The sequence below is a fragment of the Pseudomonas sp. KH_046_2 genome (assembly GCF_057838985.1).
This window is the reverse complement of sequence record NZ_CM174480.1, coordinates 3,245,148-3,261,823: the sequence shown is the minus strand read 5'-3', so window position 1 is coordinate 3,261,823 and position 16,676 is coordinate 3,245,148. Positions and strand designations below refer to the sequence as shown.

General features: G+C 53.0%; 13 protein-coding genes and 1 pseudogene. 8 read left to right on the top strand and 6 right to left on the bottom strand.

The window, feature by feature from the left end:
* Positions 1–4: 4 nt before the first annotated feature.
* Complete coding sequence (gene gapS4a / locus AC3IX1_RS14635; RefSeq protein ID WP_489384686.1) at positions 5–928, bottom strand: GapS4a family protein; 924 nt, start codon at positions 926–928, stop codon at positions 5–7.
* Between the two features lie 241 nt (positions 929–1,169).
* Here gapS4a and AC3IX1_RS14630 point away from each other — a divergent pair, with 241 nt between their 5' ends.
* Positions 1,170–1,550 (top strand): antitoxin Xre-like helix-turn-helix domain-containing protein, encoded by a 381-nt coding sequence (locus AC3IX1_RS14630; RefSeq protein WP_489384685.1) that lies wholly within the window; start codon positions 1,170–1,172, stop codon positions 1,548–1,550.
* Positions 1,551–1,660: 110 nt separating this feature from the next.
* On the opposite strand, the gene AC3IX1_RS14625 is transcribed toward AC3IX1_RS14630, so the two are convergent.
* On the bottom strand, positions 1,661–3,115 hold the full coding sequence (locus AC3IX1_RS14625) for a TrkH family potassium uptake protein (protein ID WP_489384684.1): 1,455 nt from the start codon (positions 3,113–3,115) through the stop codon (positions 1,661–1,663).
* 662 nt (positions 3,116–3,777) lie between these two features.
* Here AC3IX1_RS14625 and AC3IX1_RS14620 point away from each other — a divergent pair.
* Positions 3,778–4,266 (top strand): GNAT family N-acetyltransferase, encoded by a 489-nt coding sequence (locus tag AC3IX1_RS14620; RefSeq protein WP_489384683.1) that lies wholly within the window; start codon positions 3,778–3,780, stop codon positions 4,264–4,266.
* Positions 4,267–4,503: 237 nt separating this feature from the next.
* Here the strand turns inward: AC3IX1_RS14620 and AC3IX1_RS14615 are convergent, their stop codons facing one another.
* Positions 4,504–5,877, bottom strand: coding sequence for a transposase (locus AC3IX1_RS14615; protein ID WP_489384682.1), 1,374 nt, complete (start codon positions 5,875–5,877; stop codon positions 4,504–4,506).
* Between the two features lie 167 nt (positions 5,878–6,044).
* Here AC3IX1_RS14615 and AC3IX1_RS14610 point away from each other — a divergent pair, with 167 nt between their 5' ends.
* Complete coding sequence (locus AC3IX1_RS14610) at positions 6,045–6,626, top strand: hypothetical protein (RefSeq protein WP_489384681.1); 582 nt, start codon at positions 6,045–6,047, stop codon at positions 6,624–6,626.
* Between the two features lie 1,183 nt (positions 6,627–7,809).
* On the opposite strand, the gene AC3IX1_RS14605 is transcribed toward AC3IX1_RS14610, so the two are convergent.
* From AC3IX1_RS14605 to AC3IX1_RS14595, 3 genes and pseudogenes are all read right to left on the bottom strand, one after another.
* Positions 7,810–8,046, bottom strand: coding sequence for a hypothetical protein (locus tag AC3IX1_RS14605; protein WP_489384680.1), 237 nt, complete (start codon positions 8,044–8,046; stop codon positions 7,810–7,812).
* A gap of 219 nt (positions 8,047–8,265) precedes the next feature.
* Positions 8,266–8,424 carry a hypothetical protein gene (locus AC3IX1_RS14600; protein WP_489384679.1) on the bottom strand — a complete coding sequence of 53 codons (159 nt, stop codon included), beginning with the start codon at positions 8,422–8,424 and terminating at the stop codon, positions 8,266–8,268.
* 504 nt (positions 8,425–8,928) lie between these two features.
* Positions 8,929–9,087 (bottom strand): annotated as a pseudogene (locus AC3IX1_RS14595) (IS5/IS1182 family transposase); the annotation flags it as partial.
* A 656-nt stretch (positions 9,088–9,743) separates the two neighbouring features.
* Between AC3IX1_RS14595 and AC3IX1_RS14590 the strand changes: the two are divergent.
* From AC3IX1_RS14590 to AC3IX1_RS14570, 5 genes are all read left to right on the top strand, one after another.
* Entirely contained in the window at positions 9,744–10,676 is a 933-nt protein-coding gene (locus AC3IX1_RS14590; protein WP_489384678.1) for a universal stress protein, read from the top strand.
* A 747-nt stretch (positions 10,677–11,423) separates the two neighbouring features.
* A complete protein-coding gene (locus tag AC3IX1_RS14585) occupies positions 11,424–12,893 on the top strand; it encodes a sensor histidine kinase (protein ID WP_489384677.1) in 1,470 nt (489 codons plus the stop codon).
* A 235-nt stretch (positions 12,894–13,128) separates the two neighbouring features.
* Positions 13,129–13,308, top strand: coding sequence for a hypothetical protein (locus tag AC3IX1_RS14580; protein ID WP_489384676.1), 180 nt, complete (start codon positions 13,129–13,131; stop codon positions 13,306–13,308).
* A gap of 521 nt (positions 13,309–13,829) precedes the next feature.
* Positions 13,830–15,404 (top strand): diguanylate cyclase domain-containing protein, encoded by a 1,575-nt coding sequence (locus AC3IX1_RS14575; protein WP_489384675.1) that lies wholly within the window; start codon positions 13,830–13,832, stop codon positions 15,402–15,404.
* A 188-nt stretch (positions 15,405–15,592) separates the two neighbouring features.
* Complete coding sequence (locus AC3IX1_RS14570) at positions 15,593–16,633, top strand: GGDEF domain-containing protein (protein ID WP_489384674.1); 1,041 nt, start codon at positions 15,593–15,595, stop codon at positions 16,631–16,633.
* Positions 16,634–16,676: the final 43 nt, after the last annotated feature.

The following is a 16,676-nucleotide window of genomic DNA, read 5'->3' as shown; positions in this document are numbered from 1 at the left end:
TGTATCAACCTCTAAAATCTGCCAGGTAAGACTCCACATCTACTATGGAGGCGAATTCTTTATTCGCGATTGCCACCTTGGCAATATTCGCGATTTCTTCGTGTTCGACGTAGTTATAGTCAGGGAATGCGAGCGTCACTTTATGTGGAAATTCAAGGGCGATTGCCATCGAAAATCCGATCATGCGTTTCACGGCTTCCTCGCTGAACTCGTCCTGGCAGCAGATGACCAATTGTTTCTTGCCGTGCTCCTGAACAAAGAAAGGAATGAGACCGCTGTTGAGGTACTCAGGGGGCAAAATCGGGCCGTTAGTCAGCCTTTGGATGGGGCTGACGTTCTTCCCTGTGGAGGGGTACAGGAAGCTCACGTTCTGCGCACCGAACGTGTTTCTGACGTAAGTGATGGTGTCGAACAGAAAGCTCGCGCGGCAGTTATCGATTACATAGATAGTCCCGTAATTGGAGTCATCCAGCTTTCGCGAGCCAGCAACCTGACTGACCACATCTGCCTCGGCGTCTGATTTCGCGCTTAGCCAGAACAGGACGCCCGCAATCGATTGAGAGCTGGCATTGGAGTAGCCGGTATTGATGGACTTCTTCACGGTCGAGCGATTGAAGCATTCGACCGTTGTCGCCAGGTCGACGAAGTGCTCTTTGAATTTGGCTCCCGGTGAAGTGGGGTAGGGCACGCTCGAAAACTTCGACGAGATGACCATGTGCTTGAGCACGCCATCCTCAAGGGGAGATAGGCAGCTGAAGATGAAATCCGCGCCATGCGTCTGTCTCGGGTTATCAGTTGTGCTGTGCGGCTTGGGCTTGACGCAATCGATGCTTGTTCCCTTGAGCGCCGCTTTCCACCCGATGAGGTTGAGGAGGGTTTCAACAACGTGTTCCCCACGCTCACCCAATTTCTTTGACCATTCGCCCATCACAAGTCCTTTTATAAGCCAAGACGCAGCTACCTATGTCTGCTGAACGCTACGGAGTCTGAACGGTGATGTCTAGTGGCACTTTGTCCATGAGACTGCAGGGCTGCGTTGTGCACCGTGGATTATTGGTTTTTCGATTGAGGGGCAAGAGGTTCATGGGTTTGAAAGGGGCATGGCGGTATGTGTAGCCTGTAAGATCGGTTGACGTCCCATTCCGATATTCCAGAGGTATGTTGTGCTCATGGATTTATCCATCAAAGAATATGTCCCCGTCGGATTTGTTCCAGCCAATGTATGGGGGATGTTGGGAATACCGTCTCGCGGCGTGGAGTTGCAAAAATTGGTTCATCAGGGTTTGCCTCTGGTTTTTTTAAAACGGTTGGCATTCATCCTGGATGTGCCCGAGAGTTGGCTTCGTCAGTACTTGTGCATAGCACCTGCAACATTTTCTAGAAGGGTATTGGCAGGGGGGCGATTGAACACCATAGAAAGCGATCGTCTGTGCAGTCTTGTTGGCGCCTTGGATGCAGCCTATGCGATCTTCAGTAATGATCTTGGCCGATATCTGCGGGTCTTTATCGGCAGCTTTGGGTTGACTACGGCCAGTCGAGACAGCGGATGATCTGACCTTCGACCTGCTTCTCAACGGCGACGACGGTCATGCTCCATGCACCTTTTAAACTGGCCCCAGAGCCCGACAAAGTCGGTGATACAGCTCAATTACTGTAAAGGTCAATATCTCCAGAAAACTGGAGTTACGAGCACCAACACAGTCAGGATTTCCAGCCTCCCTAGGAGCATTCCAACAGTCAGTAACCATTTGGCTGCGTCAGGTAACGATGAGAAATTACCTGCCGGCCCAATGATCGTGCCAAGCCCTGGCCCGACGTTACACACCGCAGTAGCGGCACCGCTCAACGCTGTTGTCCAATCAAGCCCAATGAGAGCCAAGCCCAAGGCGATAGCGGCAATTGTGATGGTGAAGAAAAACGAGAAGGTCAAAAGCGAGCGCAAGATCTCTTCGTCAATGGGATGGCCGTTGTACTTCTTCTGAATCACGGCTCGAGGATGGATCAACTGCTTCAAACTACTGACCAGCAGAGCGGCAGCAACCTGAAAGCGGAAGATTTTGAGACCGCCTGCAGTTGAGCCTGAACATCCGCCGACAAAGGTCAGATAGAAAAACAACAAGACAGCGAAGCTGCCCCATAACGTGTAGTCGCCAACCGCAATTCCAGTGGTCGTGACGACCGAGGTCACATTGACTGCCACGATACGAAACGCATCCCACCATCCGTAATCGCTGTGAAAACAAAGCCAGGTACCCACCGCCAGCGATGTGACGAGCAAGAATCCAATGAATCCGCGTACCTGGTGATCCTTGATCAGCGCACGCCGATTGCCCCGCAATGTCGCAACGTACAAGGTAAAGGGCAGGCTACCCAGAATCATGATGGCCACCGCCACCCAGTGAATAGCTGGTTGCGTCCAATGCCCAAGTGAGGCGTCCGAAGTTGAGAACCCCCCGGTAGAGATCAACGACATTGCGTGGTTGACCGCTTCAAATGGCGTCATCCCAGCGAGCCAGAGCGCCAGAGCTCCGATGCCAGTAAGCCCCAGATAGAGCAAAAGAATGTACTTGGCTGCCACATGGGAACGCGGCGTCACTTTCTCCGACCAATCTGAGGACTCTGTCTGGAACAGACGCATGCCGCCTACTCGCAACAGTGGAAGGATCGCCACAGCCATGCCGATAAAACCGATGCCTCCCAACCAATGCAGCATGGAGCGCCATATCAACAAGCCGGGAGATGAGCTATCCAAACCGGTGAGTACAGTCGAGCCAGTGGTTGTGATGCCAGACATCGTTTCAAAGAACGCGTCGGTGTAGCTGATATCGCTGATGAACACCATTGGCAACGCCGCGAAGGTGCACACAACCACCCAGCTTCCGGTAGTCAGCAGGTACATATCCCTGGGACGAAGCTGGCCAGTATCCGGGCGCCCCCGCACGACCAACAGAAGGCCAAAAATGAAGGTAATCAAACTCGACCAGAGAAAGGCAGAAAGATCGTCGCTACGCTCATAGGCCACCAGCGTGATCATGGGAATAGCCATGCTTACGGCCAGCGTGATCAGAAAAATGCCTAAGATGAAGCCGATAAGCCGCATTGCTGCGAGGGACATAAAAGTAGCCTGCCAAATTAACGCCGCGCAGTATCGGATGCTCAACCTCAAAACCCCGTAAATTTTACGTAAAATTTCTACGGGCAATCAGTCAGTTTGCGTACGTCCAAGGGTTTTCATTGAGTAGTAGTGTTCACAGAGGAGCAACGGTACTTCATCAAAGCATACAGAAATGAAGGGCAATGGGTCGTTTTCAGTCGGTAGCGACAGATTGAAAACGGCCAAAAGCAGCCGATCGAACCTGGGTAAGAAACTGGAGTCGATTTAGCTCCACAAACTCTACATTCCGACCAAACGGCGACCACCAGCAGCTAGAGGCGGTTACTGCCGGTAGTGAGGGCCACAAAGCGGTCGACTGGCTGTAGAAAATAGATCCGCCTCCTTGCGCTGCCGGACGCCCTACTATGCTATCTGCTTAGCCCCTCTGCTAACGGAGCTAGTGCTATGGCCAATTTCCATGACTTTCTGATTGTTTGGAAGAGTTCGAATGTTAAGGTCAAAGGGATGCTCTGCACTCGTTGGTAAATGACTATTTCGGGTCGTCAACCTCCCTGCATGTCAGCTGCAATCGGCCATTTGCGGACATGCCATTGCTTTCCATCACCCTTCGCTAGCCTTGGGACTCAGCTAAAGTACTGATTCATGGAGCTTAGAGACGAGCAATGAAACTGAACCACAGGCCAGTGAAGGCTAGCGACGTTAAAGTGATCTGCGGCTTTCCTCAGAACGCTCAAGAGTTGTTTTTCATGTTTCCGAAGGCGCACTTCCCGCTAACGGAAACGCAATTAATTACCGCGATCTCCCAACGCTTTGACTCTACCGTCGTGGAGATCAATGGGACTGTCGTTGGGTTTGCCAATTTCTATCGAGCTGAACGCAATGGCGTTTGCTGTATCGGCAATGCCATCGTCTCGCCGAGCGCTCGGGGCGAAGGAGTGGCCACGTTTATCGTAGAGACGATGACCGGCTTGGCATTCGAGCGTTACGGAGCCAACGAAGTGCAGATTTCCTGTTTCAACGAAAACACGGCAGGGTTGCTGCTCTACCCCAAGCTTGGGTTTGTGCCTTATGCCATTGAGGAGCGACCTTCTTTGGGAAACGGCCGATCGGCACTCATACACATGACGCGCAGCAGAATCTCGACAGATTGAATACACAGCCGATAGCTACCCTGGATGACAGGCAAGAGTCGGCCAAAAGCTGCCTCTCGCCAAGGGCAGCCATCGGCCGATTCTGTTGAAAAAGTCGGATTTTCAGCCTGAGTAAAATCAAGTACAGCTACCACCGGAGAGCCTATTCACCACTTGGTGTGGTTTCTCGGCCCTTCATTGACCTTTGCTGCGTCGTTATCGGGTTAATTTGAGGTTTTTGGTTTAGTGCAGGCGCACCTATCCCGTCACTGGTGGCCCGTGAGATGTCAGTTTGGCCAGCCGACGTAGGTTCTGCACCGCTGCCGCTAGCGTGAACTCATCGGTCGCGCCACTCATGCCCCGTAGTCGCAAGCGATCCAATTTCAGGATGCGCTTGAGGTGGGCAAACAACATTTCGACCTTCTTACGTTCGTGGCGAGAGCGCACGTACTCCGGCGTCGCCGCGATGCGTCGAGCGACATCACGAGCGGCTTCATGGACGCTGCGGACGATCTTGCGAATCGAAGTGTTCGGGCAGCACTTGGCTTTCATCGGACATGTTGCGCAGTCGGTCTGTCTGGATCGGAAGATGATGGTGTTGGCTTTTGTGACGTGCGAACGCTCGTTCTTGAAGGCTCGCCATTCGCTGCGTAATACGTTGCCGGCTGGACAGCGGTATTCCTCAGCCTCTTCATTCCAGTGGAAATCGTTGCTCGAAAAACTGTCGTTCTTGCGCTCGGTTTTGTCCCATACCGGCACATGCGGCTCGATGTCTTTTTCCTCCACCATCCAGGCCAGCATCGGCGCGGTACCGTAAGCGGTATCGCCAATGAGGCGCTCCGGCTTGATGTCGAACTGCGCTTCGACCCGTTCGATCATCGTCTTGGTGCTCTCGACTTCTGCGGTTCGATGAGCCGGTGTGGGTTCCACATCCATAATCACGCCGTGCTCGGTATCAATCAGATAATTAGTGGAGTAAGCGTAGAACGCTGGGCCACCTGGAGCTGCGGTCCAGCGGGCTTGAGGATCAGTCAGCGATAGGCGCTTCGGTAGCGTTTCGGCCAGAGCCTCTTCATCGAGGCCTTCAAGGTACTCACGCACGGCGCGGGTGCTCAGGGACGGATCGCTCCAGTTGACCTGTTCATCACCCGGTACACCGCGCTGCCGGCTGGCATCCGCTTTGATGATGCTGGCGTCCACGGCAAAGCCTTCACCTTTGACCAAGCCTGCGTCCATGCAACGATGCAGCACTTCATTGAACAGCCAGCGAAAGAGATCGCTGTCCCGAAAACGGCCGTGTCGGTTTTTGGAAAAGGTCGAGTGATTGGGGACTTCATCTTCAAGGCTCAATCGGCAGAACCAGCGATACGCCAAGTTCAAATGGGCCTCTTCGCACAACCGCCGCTCTGAGCGAATGCCGTAGCAATAGCCCACGATCAACATGCGGATCATCAATTCAGGATCAATCGACGGGCGCCCAATCGGGCTGTAGAAGTCGGCGAGGTGATGGCGCAAATCACTCAGATCGAGACACCGATCAATGCTGCGCAGAAGGTGATTGGCTGGGATGTGATCTTCAAGGTTGAACGAGTAAAACAGTCGCTCCTGCCCACTCGATAACTGTCCCATCATGCTGTGTGATCCCCGCCGGCCAATGAAGCAATTTTGCCGCAGGCCAGACAGGGGAGCTACTTTTTCAACAGAATCGGCCAACAGCTGACCTTGCAGGTCGGCTGCCAGAGGGCCACTTTTCCACTGCTATGCTAACAACATCTGTTTCTACACTAGAGACGAGCAGCATGGCAGCACAAGGCAAGCATGCCCCGTTCACGTTCAAGGCTATGGCCTACTCGGCTGGTGGTTTCCTTGTCGCTTGGGCTGCCATGAAGCTGCTCGACACCTACTTCGACCTGACGTTGTTGGCAGATATCACGGGCTGGCTGCTACGTTTTTGGGATTGGCTTTTGCTGGAAACGCCAATGCTAAATTGGTCTCTGCTGACGATTATCGCGATTTTAATCAGCACGCTGTCTGTAGCGATTTACTACGCCCGCATCACCGACGGAGCTTACGGCAAGTTACATAAGATAGAGCGAAAAGTTTACAAAGTGAACAACCCTCAGCTTCCACAGTTGACAGATAACCAAACGCTACTAATGGAAGTATTAGCCTATCATGCAAAATTCAGGAAAACTGCAAATTTAGACTCGATTTGCAAACTTGTTTCACTCAGTAAGTTAGAAGTTAAAGCCGATTTAAATCAACTCAAAGTTAAACGTCTTGTGAGGCAAAAAGTGACACGAGGAACGTTCGGCGCCACCACATTTGAACTTACCTTGGTAGGTAAGAATTATGCATTAGAGCGGCTTGAGCTAACGTAATATCGACAAATGGCATGTGACCTGAAGGTATTTTTGAGTGACATAGTTCACCCTATGGGCGACATGATTCACCTGAACGTTCGGTTAGTCAGCATAAAAATCGAGAAAAACCACATGACAGGTCTACGTACGGCCATTGGTCGCATTCGCTGATCACAGGTAGCAAAAAATCAGAAATCCGCTATTACGTTAGTAACTGCAACTTCATTCATTGCACATCGTCAGAGGAACGCCCCGCGATGCGAAACTCACTTAAGCATTCGAGACTTCGTTTTGGCTTTTTACTTACTGTTATCTTAATGGGGCTGATCGCTTGCACCAGTAACGAAAATATTATCACACCCACCAAAGAAATTACTCGACCACCTATCGATGATAGCGAGACTTCGTCTGTGCGTGTCACTACTAGCTGGATACAACACTCGCTTAGCCAAACTGACTGCCTGAAGCACGCCCGAGCGGCTCTTACAAAAGCGAGATATTTTGTTGATGCAGGAGACAGATCAGTCTTTGGGTTTCGTGAAGGTATGACTTTTTCGATCCGCTGCGACTACGAAGGAGTTGCTTTTTTAGCAGTGGCTTATCGCCATAGACCAAGTACTCAAATCCAGGATCGGATCTTGAATGAAATAACCAGGTTATTTTAAGGACTAAGGCAAGAGGTATAGGGCCTCGTCCACAGCGAGATCAAATGCCAGTCCTCTTTTCTGAGGTAAAACCTTGGCTTACCAATCCCCCACCTACTCCACCAAATTCAATGCGGCCAGTGGTGCATGTGCATGACTGCAATCAGCTGGAGGTCGTGCCGACGCACCGTCGGAGAATCAAATACCGAGAGCCAGACGATATTTCTCAGACTTTCCCTTGCATTACTTCCCGATCGGTTGAATCCACACCCACAAGCGGTCATTCAAGCTTGATCGAATCAACGAATGGCTTGGCAAGGAGGTAGTGAAGTTCAAGCCCATTGAAACCGATGCGTAGCCTCAAACGCGCCGGCCTTCAAGATGAAATCTGTGAGTTTGCGATTTTGGATACTCATTACAGATTCCTCCCGGTTCGATCAATCCGCATTCCTAGTTTCGTGCGCTGCCCTGCGCGGGGTGGACTTTGAAGCACGAGTCCTCAGCAGGCTCCCCCTGAAGCAGCACCATCTGTTCGGCCCTAGGTTCGGGATACTGGGCTACCTTTTTTGTACGGCCTCCGCTTCGGCGTTTTGCACCGCGCTTTGAATATAGCCATACAGCTCCACGCAGGCATCGTTATACGCCCTGAGTGCCTTATCGGCCGCTTCACTGGCGGCGGGCAAATCTTCGGGAGCGGCCACTTCGCGGGCCTTCAATGCCTTATACCAAGCCGCTTCGGCTATCTGTACCGGTCGCAGACCGGGCTTGAGGTGTTCGCTGTCGATCATCGGCATGGCGGGGTTCCTTTCAGTACGTTATTCGTAACGCGGTGGTATTCGCTTGGCCAAAGTCACGCAGAGCGTACCCCTGTCGACCAGCCTGTCAGTTGTCGGGCCAGATACGGCACACTTTTAGCTGCGCAGCATCGATGTTCAGGCTGGCCCCGATCACTGCGCGTGCTTCGTCTAAAGACAAAAAATCAGCGGGGCTCTCATCTACTTTTACCGGACTCGTCATAGCACTGCTCCAAGGGTCAACTCCATCGCTAGTACAGCGGACAGCGCCAGCGTCATCACCAACGCGATAAACATCAGGCTCAACTCAGCGAGCTGCTTATAAAGGGGCATCGGCCGTTTCGTGATTCGAGCAATTGATCTATCAGTGGAAGCCATTACCCATCCTCACGTTTGCGTGGAATACGCATCACAGGTTTGACTTGGGCACTAAGGCGATGGAACCGCATGGTGGTGTTGCGCGTTTCATTTCTCACCTCTCGCGTCATACCGAATCTGGCGAGCCCTGCCGTCTCCATGATGTCAGGGACGACAGCTGTTGCGAGTCCCAGGGGGGGAGTGCAACTAATGAGCCATTTCAATAGGGCGAGGAAAAAGTTCAAATGAATTAACAAGCTGTTTCCGAGGGTTTCAAGCGAGAGAACGGGTGAGGTGGGAATATTCCTCAAATTTGGTGGTAAACGCCTGGTTGGGTGGGTGTAGTACCCCATTTATGGAGAGAGTAGCGACCCTGTTTTACCGACCGCTTTTGGTAGGGGCTGTTTGCCCTGAGGCGACATGGATTTAACTGGTCGAGAAGGGCCGCTTCAGTCGGTTGCAGCCGGTCGTAGAAGGCAGAAATCGGCCAAAAACTGACGTTCAGGCAAGTCCAAATTGCGGTTACGCCGGATGACTGCGTTGTCTCTCCGGGTAACGGGGCTTGAACAAAGCAACCAGCTCAGTCCATGGCACCACCTGATCCATCACAATCAGGAAGCGCTCGCGACGAGTTTGCTTGCGTTTTTCGGCGTGCTTGGCATCGAAAAAGGTAATCTGCTTCAGGCGTCTCGGCCAACGAGAGCGGTGCTTTTCTTCAGATCGAATGGGGTTTGTTCAGAGTTTCCTTAGGTGAAAATCAACTAACTCAGTCGACCAACTACCTAAGCTTTAAGCAGAATAGCCACCATACTTAGCCATTGAGTTGAGCGCGCAAAAAGCGCCCACAAGAAAGCAACTCGATTCATTCCACCAAGGTCGGGGGTATCCACCTAAGCGTAGTATTTGCGCGGGCGGATAGGCGCAGGCAGCCACGGCATTGAAAGCGGCAGACGCTCACGCGCTTTATTTGCCAGCAGCTCAGCCAACAAGAAGTAACGCAGTTCATCCGGCACCAAGTGTACCGGCCGCGTTACAACTCAATATAGATGCAATGGAACAACAGCGCCAGCGCTGTGGAGTCAGCTTGCGCAGTTGCATGAGCGATCAGCAGCCGTTCCGGTTATTAAAGCCAGCTCGATTCAAGCGTTAACAATCGGACTGAGCGGGTAGAATTCGATTTTAGCTGTCGCGTGCATGATGTCGGTAAGTGAGCTTCCGGTTGACGGGCGGGCAAGGGTTGGCCAGTAACGCGTACAACCCGCCCGAAGGGGCATAGGCCAAGTGCGCCAGCAACGCTGCCCCACATAAAAAAAACTGTACTCACGCACAGGAAGACACTCATGCACACCATTCGCAACACCTTGGTGGTGGTGGATTCGAAGCAGTCCAAGGGACTGATCCTGAATAGAGCCAAAATGATTGCCAGCGCCACCCAGTCGCACCTGCATCTGCTGGCCTGCGACAAAGGACACCACCATTCCTCCTACCTGAGCGACATGCAAGACGGCTTGGTACAGGAGGGTTATAGCGTCAGCACCCAGCAGGCCTGGCATGGGAGCTCACACAAGACCATCATCGCCGCCCAACGGGAGGAGGGCTGTGGCCTAGTCATCAAGCAGCACCTGCCCGACACCCCGCTGATGAAGTCCCTTCTCACCCCCGAGGACTGGAAGCTACTGCGATACTGCCCCTGCCCAGTGCTTATAGTAAAAACCGCAAGACCCTGGAGCGGTGGCACCATTCTCGCGGCCATCGATGCTGGCAGCAGTGATATGGAGCATCGCGTCCTACATTCCGGCATCGTCAGCCACGGCTACGACATCGCCGCACTGGCCGGCGGCACTCTACACATGATGAGCGCCCACCCCTATCCCATGCTGTCGGCGGCCGACCCCGTACTCCAACTCAAAGAGAGCATTCAGGCTCTCTATCGCGAACTGTGCAAGACATTCCAGGCCGAATTCGACGTCAGCGACGAACGCCTGCATATCGAGGAAGGTTCGGCCGATGTGCTGATCCCGTACATCGCGCACAAGCTCGAAGCCGTACTCACGGTGATCGGTAGCGTGGCCCGTACCGGACTGTCCGGCGCATTGATCGGCAATACCGCCGAGATGATTCTGGACACCTTGGACAGTGACGTACTGGTGCTCAAACCGGACGACATTATTACCCACCTGGAGGAACTGGCCGCCCCATCATCCAGTACATCGGCAGATACTGCGGCATCCTCTTGGCCATATAACCACCATAATCATCGGCCACATACTTAGGAGTTAGTCAACTGCACCGGCCAACCAACTGCCTTGGCATAGCACCTCAGATCAACTATGCAGATTCACTCAGTAAGCAAGACCTGCCGTCCTGCTAGTCAGCGCCAAGAAGAAGGGGAGGCCAGCCCGCACCGGAATCAGCTAGCAAACATGTCTGCAGGATGAATTGCCACGTGTTTCGTTGGCACTTGTGATCGTCGGCTTTGGGTCGATTCTGTTGAAAAAGTCGATTCGCCCAAATGGCCTGAATATTGACTGGTGAAAACGCCATTTTTACACGCTGCTACGTGAAATCTGAACCCGGAAGCCTCAGCCAAAAGTAAAGATTTCAATCTCAGACGCGTATTTTTCTGCCGTGGAAACCATGGTCGACTTTTTCAACAGAATCGGTCGATTACTGCCCTTAACGACAGGCAAAAATCGGCCAGAACCAGCCATTCGCGATGTGCCCCTGAAACACCAGTACTCAGGGGGAAAACGCTGGTTGACTACAGTCACCATAAGCTATGCCCCAATCCTTGTGCCCAATGACATCCCCACTCACCGGGGAATTTACCCCCATAGTTGGCTTCACTGCCCCGATTTAAGGCTGCTCTGCTTGCAGCCTGAGTTCGTTCAAAGACTGACGGCCCAAGCCCCGAACCTGGCCGCCGTTTATGGCATGGAGAATGCTGGCATTGATTTAGGCTCAATGTAGAGGTTCTGCCTGCTGCACCGGAAATGAAACTCCCCACAGGACATTCCCCCATGCCTGCCCTATCAGCATTGTTCAAGCGTTTGCATAGGGGAGTCGCTAACTCCATTTGGCCCCCTCAACAATTCAGCCTCCTGCGATGGTTTTCGCTGATCAGCTTCTTTCTTATCAGCGTCATTGCATTTGGGCTGGGTACCGTGTCGACGCAATTTCTGATCATCGAAAGCCTGGAGCGCGACGCGCTATTGTCAGCGCAGTTCATCCAGACCATCGCAAAGAGCGAGATAAGCCATCACGGGCTCTCGGGAATGCGGATAGGCGATGTTTTGGCAGCAACCCCGTATGGAATGCTGTCGGAGGAAATGTCGCAGAAAAGGCAACGTGCGCGCTCCGAATTTCTCGACCACCTTTCACACCTCCCGGACTCACTGCTGATCAGCATCTACTCCCCTGAGCGGACAGTGATCTGGTCAACCAATCCACAATTGATCGGGCAGAAATTTCTGAACAACGAGGCGCTTGAAGCCGCATTCAATTCCAAAGACCGCGTGTCCACCGAATACAACACCGCTGATGTAAGCCGCCCCGAGCAGCAGTTTTTGCATCCCCCGAAAATGTTCTTTATCGAGAGCTACATCCCCCTGGTAGATGACATGGGCAACACTTTAGCGGTGGTGGAAATTTACAAGGAACCGTTCGACCTGATCGAAAGACTCAATCGCGGCCACTGGATAATCTGGCTGTCTACGGCCCTGGGTGGCGTACTTCTGTACTTCGGGCTCTACTGGATTGTCCGGCGGGCATCGACCCAGCTGGCGTCACAGGAGGCCCAACTGGTCGCCAACAAGACGTATGTGGGGCTGGTTGAGATGTCCACGGCAGTCGCCCATAGCCTGCGCAATCCGCTGGCCTCCATCCGCTCAAGTGCAGAGTTGGCGGACGAAATGGACGGCCAGCCGGCCAGGAAGAACATCGCCGATATCGTCAGCCAGGTTGACCGGATGTCGAAGTGGGTACATGAATTGCTGCTGTGCTTGCACCCAATTCGCGGGGACGCAGAATTGGTGGAGCCGATGATATTGGTGCAGGCAGCGCTGAGCAGCTTCAGCACGCAACTGGTCGAATTCAGAATCCAGGTTGTGTTCAGCAATGAGCCAACTCCCCGGGTAATCAGTAATCCGCTTCTGCTGTCTCAAATCATGAATAGCCTGATAGCCCACGCGATCGAGGCAATGCCTGAAGGAGGGATATTGACTATCCTGTTCTGTCTGGATGACACCCAACAATGGCTGCATCTCACCATAGATGACACCGGTCAAGGCCTAACAAGACAGCAGGAAATGTCGGCCTTCAAATCCTTCTATACGACCAAGCAAGGCAGGCTCGGCATAGGGCTGATCATGGTGAAGCAGATCATGGAAAGTTTTGGCGGAGAGGCCAGTCTGACTAGCCACGAACAACAGGGTACTTCCATGCGATTGACCTTCAGAGTTGTCGAAAGAAGGAACAACCCGCTGGGTTAATCTGCGCTTTGGGCCGTTTGCGGCCCTTCGCGACAGGCAATAATCGGCTGTGGATTCAACCGGTCGACGCAACGTATTGGCTGAATCGTTCAGCAGGCTAACCAACCATCGATTTCAATTGGGAAGATTTGATGCACTAGCCACTTGCCGCTAAACCATACAGTGAGCGGCTCACCGGCGCGGTGGACATGAGGGCGACGAGTGGAAGGACGAGTACAGAGACGGGCCATGCAAGGTGAAGATCGAATCAAAAGACGATCAATACAAGGAAGAAATCAAATGCCCGGATGGTCGCGGCGCCAACTGGCGTCGGGGCGAGTGGAAAGACGAATTCTGGGAGCGTGGCTGCAAGGTCAAGATCGAGGCCAAGCGAGATGAGTACAAAAAAGAGGTCAAGTGCGATGGCGATGATTGATCGGTTGCTCAGACAGCGCGTGAAACGGCGTAGTGAGCGCGATTAGTTTTCTACTCTTCATTGACATGCGCTCTGTTCGCGAACCTAAGATCGAGTTTTGTGGTCGAGACTCCATTGCCTATGAAGCACACCCGCTCCTGATAGGGCGGGAGACAGTCTTTAGGTGAGAAAAGACGATAGATTCATTGTCCGCTGCCTAGCCATCGACTCTGTATAGATTGCGGACTTTGACGTAGCGCGCTTTCTTAACCGTCAGTGCTCGTACACCATGATGGACTGGATCGACCATCGCTAAACCCATTGGATTAGTTCCACAGGAGAAGAACGGAAGAATTTCGATCTGACTGACCGAAATGCTTACTACTCGCTCGACAAAGTGTGCCCATGGCAGGTAACTACCATTCCTACCGCGACCGTATCCATCGTGAAGCTTACTGTCCATCTCACAGATAGACAGATCGAAATTGTTGCCAGCGTGCTCCTGGCGCAGTGCAGAGGCCGAATTTCATTGGCGGGACTCAATGCGTGCCATCATAATGATGGCGTTTTGTGATGCATTAACGGAGACGACGATGAGGCTAGAGTACGAAGTCAGCCAGGTAAAAAGGCTGCGTCAGTTCATAATCTATGCCCGATTGGCCGCCTTCACTGTGACGGTAGTCGGTATATGTGTGCTGGCGGGCTGGCTGCTTGATGTGCCCATGCTAAGGACAGTGCTTCCTGGCTGGACTGCGATGATGGTCAATACCGCCAGTACGTTCACTGTCCTCGGAGTGGGACTGTGGTGCGCTACGTTCAGAGCGTCTCTGGCCGGAAGCTTGATCAGGCGGTTTTGCGCAGTATTGGCGATACTGGTTGGTGGGTTGACCCTCATTGAATATGTCCTGTCGGTTGATCTAGCGCTTGATTTGCTACTTCCTTTCGAGCTTCAACGCAGCCAACCCGTTACTTTTCCAGGGCGAATGGCTCCCGCTACGGCCCTGTGCCTTCTGCTTTCTGGCTTTGGCCTGCTGCTTGGGGGCAGGCCGTCACTACCGCAATATTTTGCAACGTCAACACTATTTATAAGCCTGATAGCTCTTGCTGGTTATTTGTTCGACGTCAGCGCTCTCTACTCGGTCGGCCTGTATAGCTCTATGGCCATCCATACGGCTATTGCGCTGATCCTGTTCAATACCGGACTGCTGGCTATCCAACAGCGCTCGGAATTCGTCGAGTTGCTGACAAGCGATACAGCGGGTGGCGAGGTAGCGAGAAGCTTACTGGCTAGTATCCCAGTGGTAATTCTCAGCATCGGAGGCGCCCTACTAGCCGGAGAAAAGCTGGGCTACTACGACGATCGGTTCAGCTTGGCGTGGATGGCGACTTTGAGCATCGCCACGCTTGTTGCGGTAATACTGAGAACTGCGAGGCATCTCCAGCAGATCGATAGGTCGAGAGGGAATGCCGAGGCGGAACTGGCAGCCCTGAATGCGGCACTTGAATTGCGGGTGGTTGAGCGAACCAGTGAACTAGAAACGGCGAACAGGACGCTGATGGGGGAAATATCGCAGCGACAAAAGGTCGAAGATGAGGTGCGCCGACTGTCGCTGACGGATGAACTGACTGGCTTGCACAATCGCCGCAGTTTTTTTCTTTTGGCTGACCAGCTAATGCGCTCAGCTCGTCGTAATGATCAATTCTGCTTGCTGTTTTTTATTGATCTCGACGGTCTGAAAAAACTTAATGATGTTCACGGCCATGAGGCGGGCGACTTGGCGATCATCGCTGCTGCGCAGGTGCTCACAGCCGCGTTTAGGCAAAGCGATGTTGTGGCTCGGATCGGCGGTGATGAGTTCGTTGTTCTGGCTGTCGACGCGGGGGAGCCGTCGGATGCCCTCTCTGCTCGTGTGCAAGCACTGGTCGATGAGTTCAATGGTAGTGAACGCTGTCGTTATCCCATTGGGTTAAGCATCGGCGCTGTTGGGTGTTCGCCAAAGGAGCTTAAGCCTCTGGGTGAGCTACTTGCTTGTGCCGATGCTTCTATGTATGCCAATAAGCAGAGTCGTCGTCAGCGTCGTCAGCAAAACGCAATACGGGTTCAAACCTGCGTTTGAGTGCTGACTCCGAGCAGCCGCATTCGACTGTGGATTCAACCGGTCGCATATCTGGCTGTGGTTAAACTAGCTCTACGACAAGTTCATGTGCGGGGGAGCTGTCGTGATGATGGCTAATTGCTATGTGGTGTGGCCATACGTCTCTTGTTGTACATTCGCCAACAATAATCGATAACGACAGTGACGATATGAACCCATCAGAGATGCGTGCGACTGCCTTGGCGCTGTACCCAGAGGACACCCTCGAAGCAGCGACGCTGCTGAAGCAAGCTGTACCGCTGATGGTGCGTCACAACATTCCAGCCAACCCTGTGCAGTACGCCCTCTGGTACACCTACAGCAAAGGCCAAGAGCCGGAACTCAATCGCCATCTGGACAGGCTAGTCAAAGACTTCGACTGTTTTCCTCCGGAGTCCGCTGCAAAGCTTTTTCGCGAGTACATCATCCGTGATGAGCTGGAGGACGCCCGCATCGGACAGCAGCAAGCCATCAAATTGGTAGATGGTATGGAACGCGACGTTTCGCGTAGCGTGAAAGGCAATCTCAATTTTCAGGTCAGCCTTGGACACTGCATGGAAATGCTTGAGGCGCCGGACGACAATAGTCTCCCGACTATCCTCAAAGAGCTGCAGCAGAGCGCTCAGCTGATGCAGGATCAGCAAGCACTTTTTCTCTACCAGCTGCGCGCCGCTCAAAATGAGATTAAAACCTTGCGTGACAAACTGGAGGAGGCCAGCCAGGCAGCAATGCTGGATGGCCTGACCCAAGTATTCAACCGTGCCACGTTCAATCGCTTGCTGGAGGAAGCACTAAACAATGCCCCCGATGGTGTGGCGCTGGTCATGTTGGATATCGATCACTTCAAGCTATTTAATGACCAGTACGGTCACCCGTTAGGTGATCGCGTGCTGCAACACGTTGGTCAGGTGCTGCGTAACTTGCTACCACCGCACGCCACGGCGGCCCGCTATGGCGGCGAAGAATTTTGCGTGATCTTGAAGGGTTGCGCCGATCTCGAAAGTGTCCATGCGTTCGCTGAGCAACTGCGTGTGAAAATCCAGTCGTTGCGGATAAGGGTTCGTAGCAGTGACAAGATGCTCGACACGATTACGGCGTCCTTCGGTATCGCACTCTTCGAAGCTGGCGACAACCTGGAAACGATTCTGACTCGTGCCGATGATGCCCTTTATCAGGCCAAGCGTAGTGGGCGTAATCAAGTGCATCGGTAATTCGACCAATCCTATAGAACATTGATCGCTCGCCAAAGAAATG

Bases quoted from the DNA above. Each gene is read 5' to 3' on its own strand.
- gapS4a (WP_489384686.1), bottom strand. From the start codon at position 928: ATGGGCGAATGGTCAAAGAAATTGGGTGAGCGTGGGGAACACGTTGTT.
- AC3IX1_RS14630 (WP_489384685.1), top strand. From the start codon at position 1,170: ATGGATTTATCCATCAAAGAATATGTCCCCGTCGGATTTGTTCCAGCC.
- AC3IX1_RS14625 (WP_489384684.1), bottom strand. From the start codon at position 3,115: ATGTCCCTCGCAGCAATGCGGCTTATCGGCTTCATCTTAGGCATTTTT.
- AC3IX1_RS14620 (WP_489384683.1), top strand. From the start codon at position 3,778: ATGAAACTGAACCACAGGCCAGTGAAGGCTAGCGACGTTAAAGTGATC.
- AC3IX1_RS14615 (WP_489384682.1), bottom strand. From the start codon at position 5,877: ATGATGGGACAGTTATCGAGTGGGCAGGAGCGACTGTTTTACTCGTTC.
- AC3IX1_RS14610 (WP_489384681.1), top strand. From the start codon at position 6,045: ATGGCAGCACAAGGCAAGCATGCCCCGTTCACGTTCAAGGCTATGGCC.
- AC3IX1_RS14605 (WP_489384680.1), bottom strand. From the start codon at position 8,046: ATGCCGATGATCGACAGCGAACACCTCAAGCCCGGTCTGCGACCGGTA.
- AC3IX1_RS14600 (WP_489384679.1), bottom strand. From the start codon at position 8,424: ATGGCTTCCACTGATAGATCAATTGCTCGAATCACGAAACGGCCGATG.
- AC3IX1_RS14590 (WP_489384678.1), top strand. From the start codon at position 9,744: ATGCACACCATTCGCAACACCTTGGTGGTGGTGGATTCGAAGCAGTCC.
- AC3IX1_RS14585 (WP_489384677.1), top strand. From the start codon at position 11,424: ATGCCTGCCCTATCAGCATTGTTCAAGCGTTTGCATAGGGGAGTCGCT.
- AC3IX1_RS14575 (WP_489384675.1), top strand. From the start codon at position 13,830: ATGCGTGCCATCATAATGATGGCGTTTTGTGATGCATTAACGGAGACG.
- AC3IX1_RS14570 (WP_489384674.1), top strand. From the start codon at position 15,593: ATGAACCCATCAGAGATGCGTGCGACTGCCTTGGCGCTGTACCCAGAG.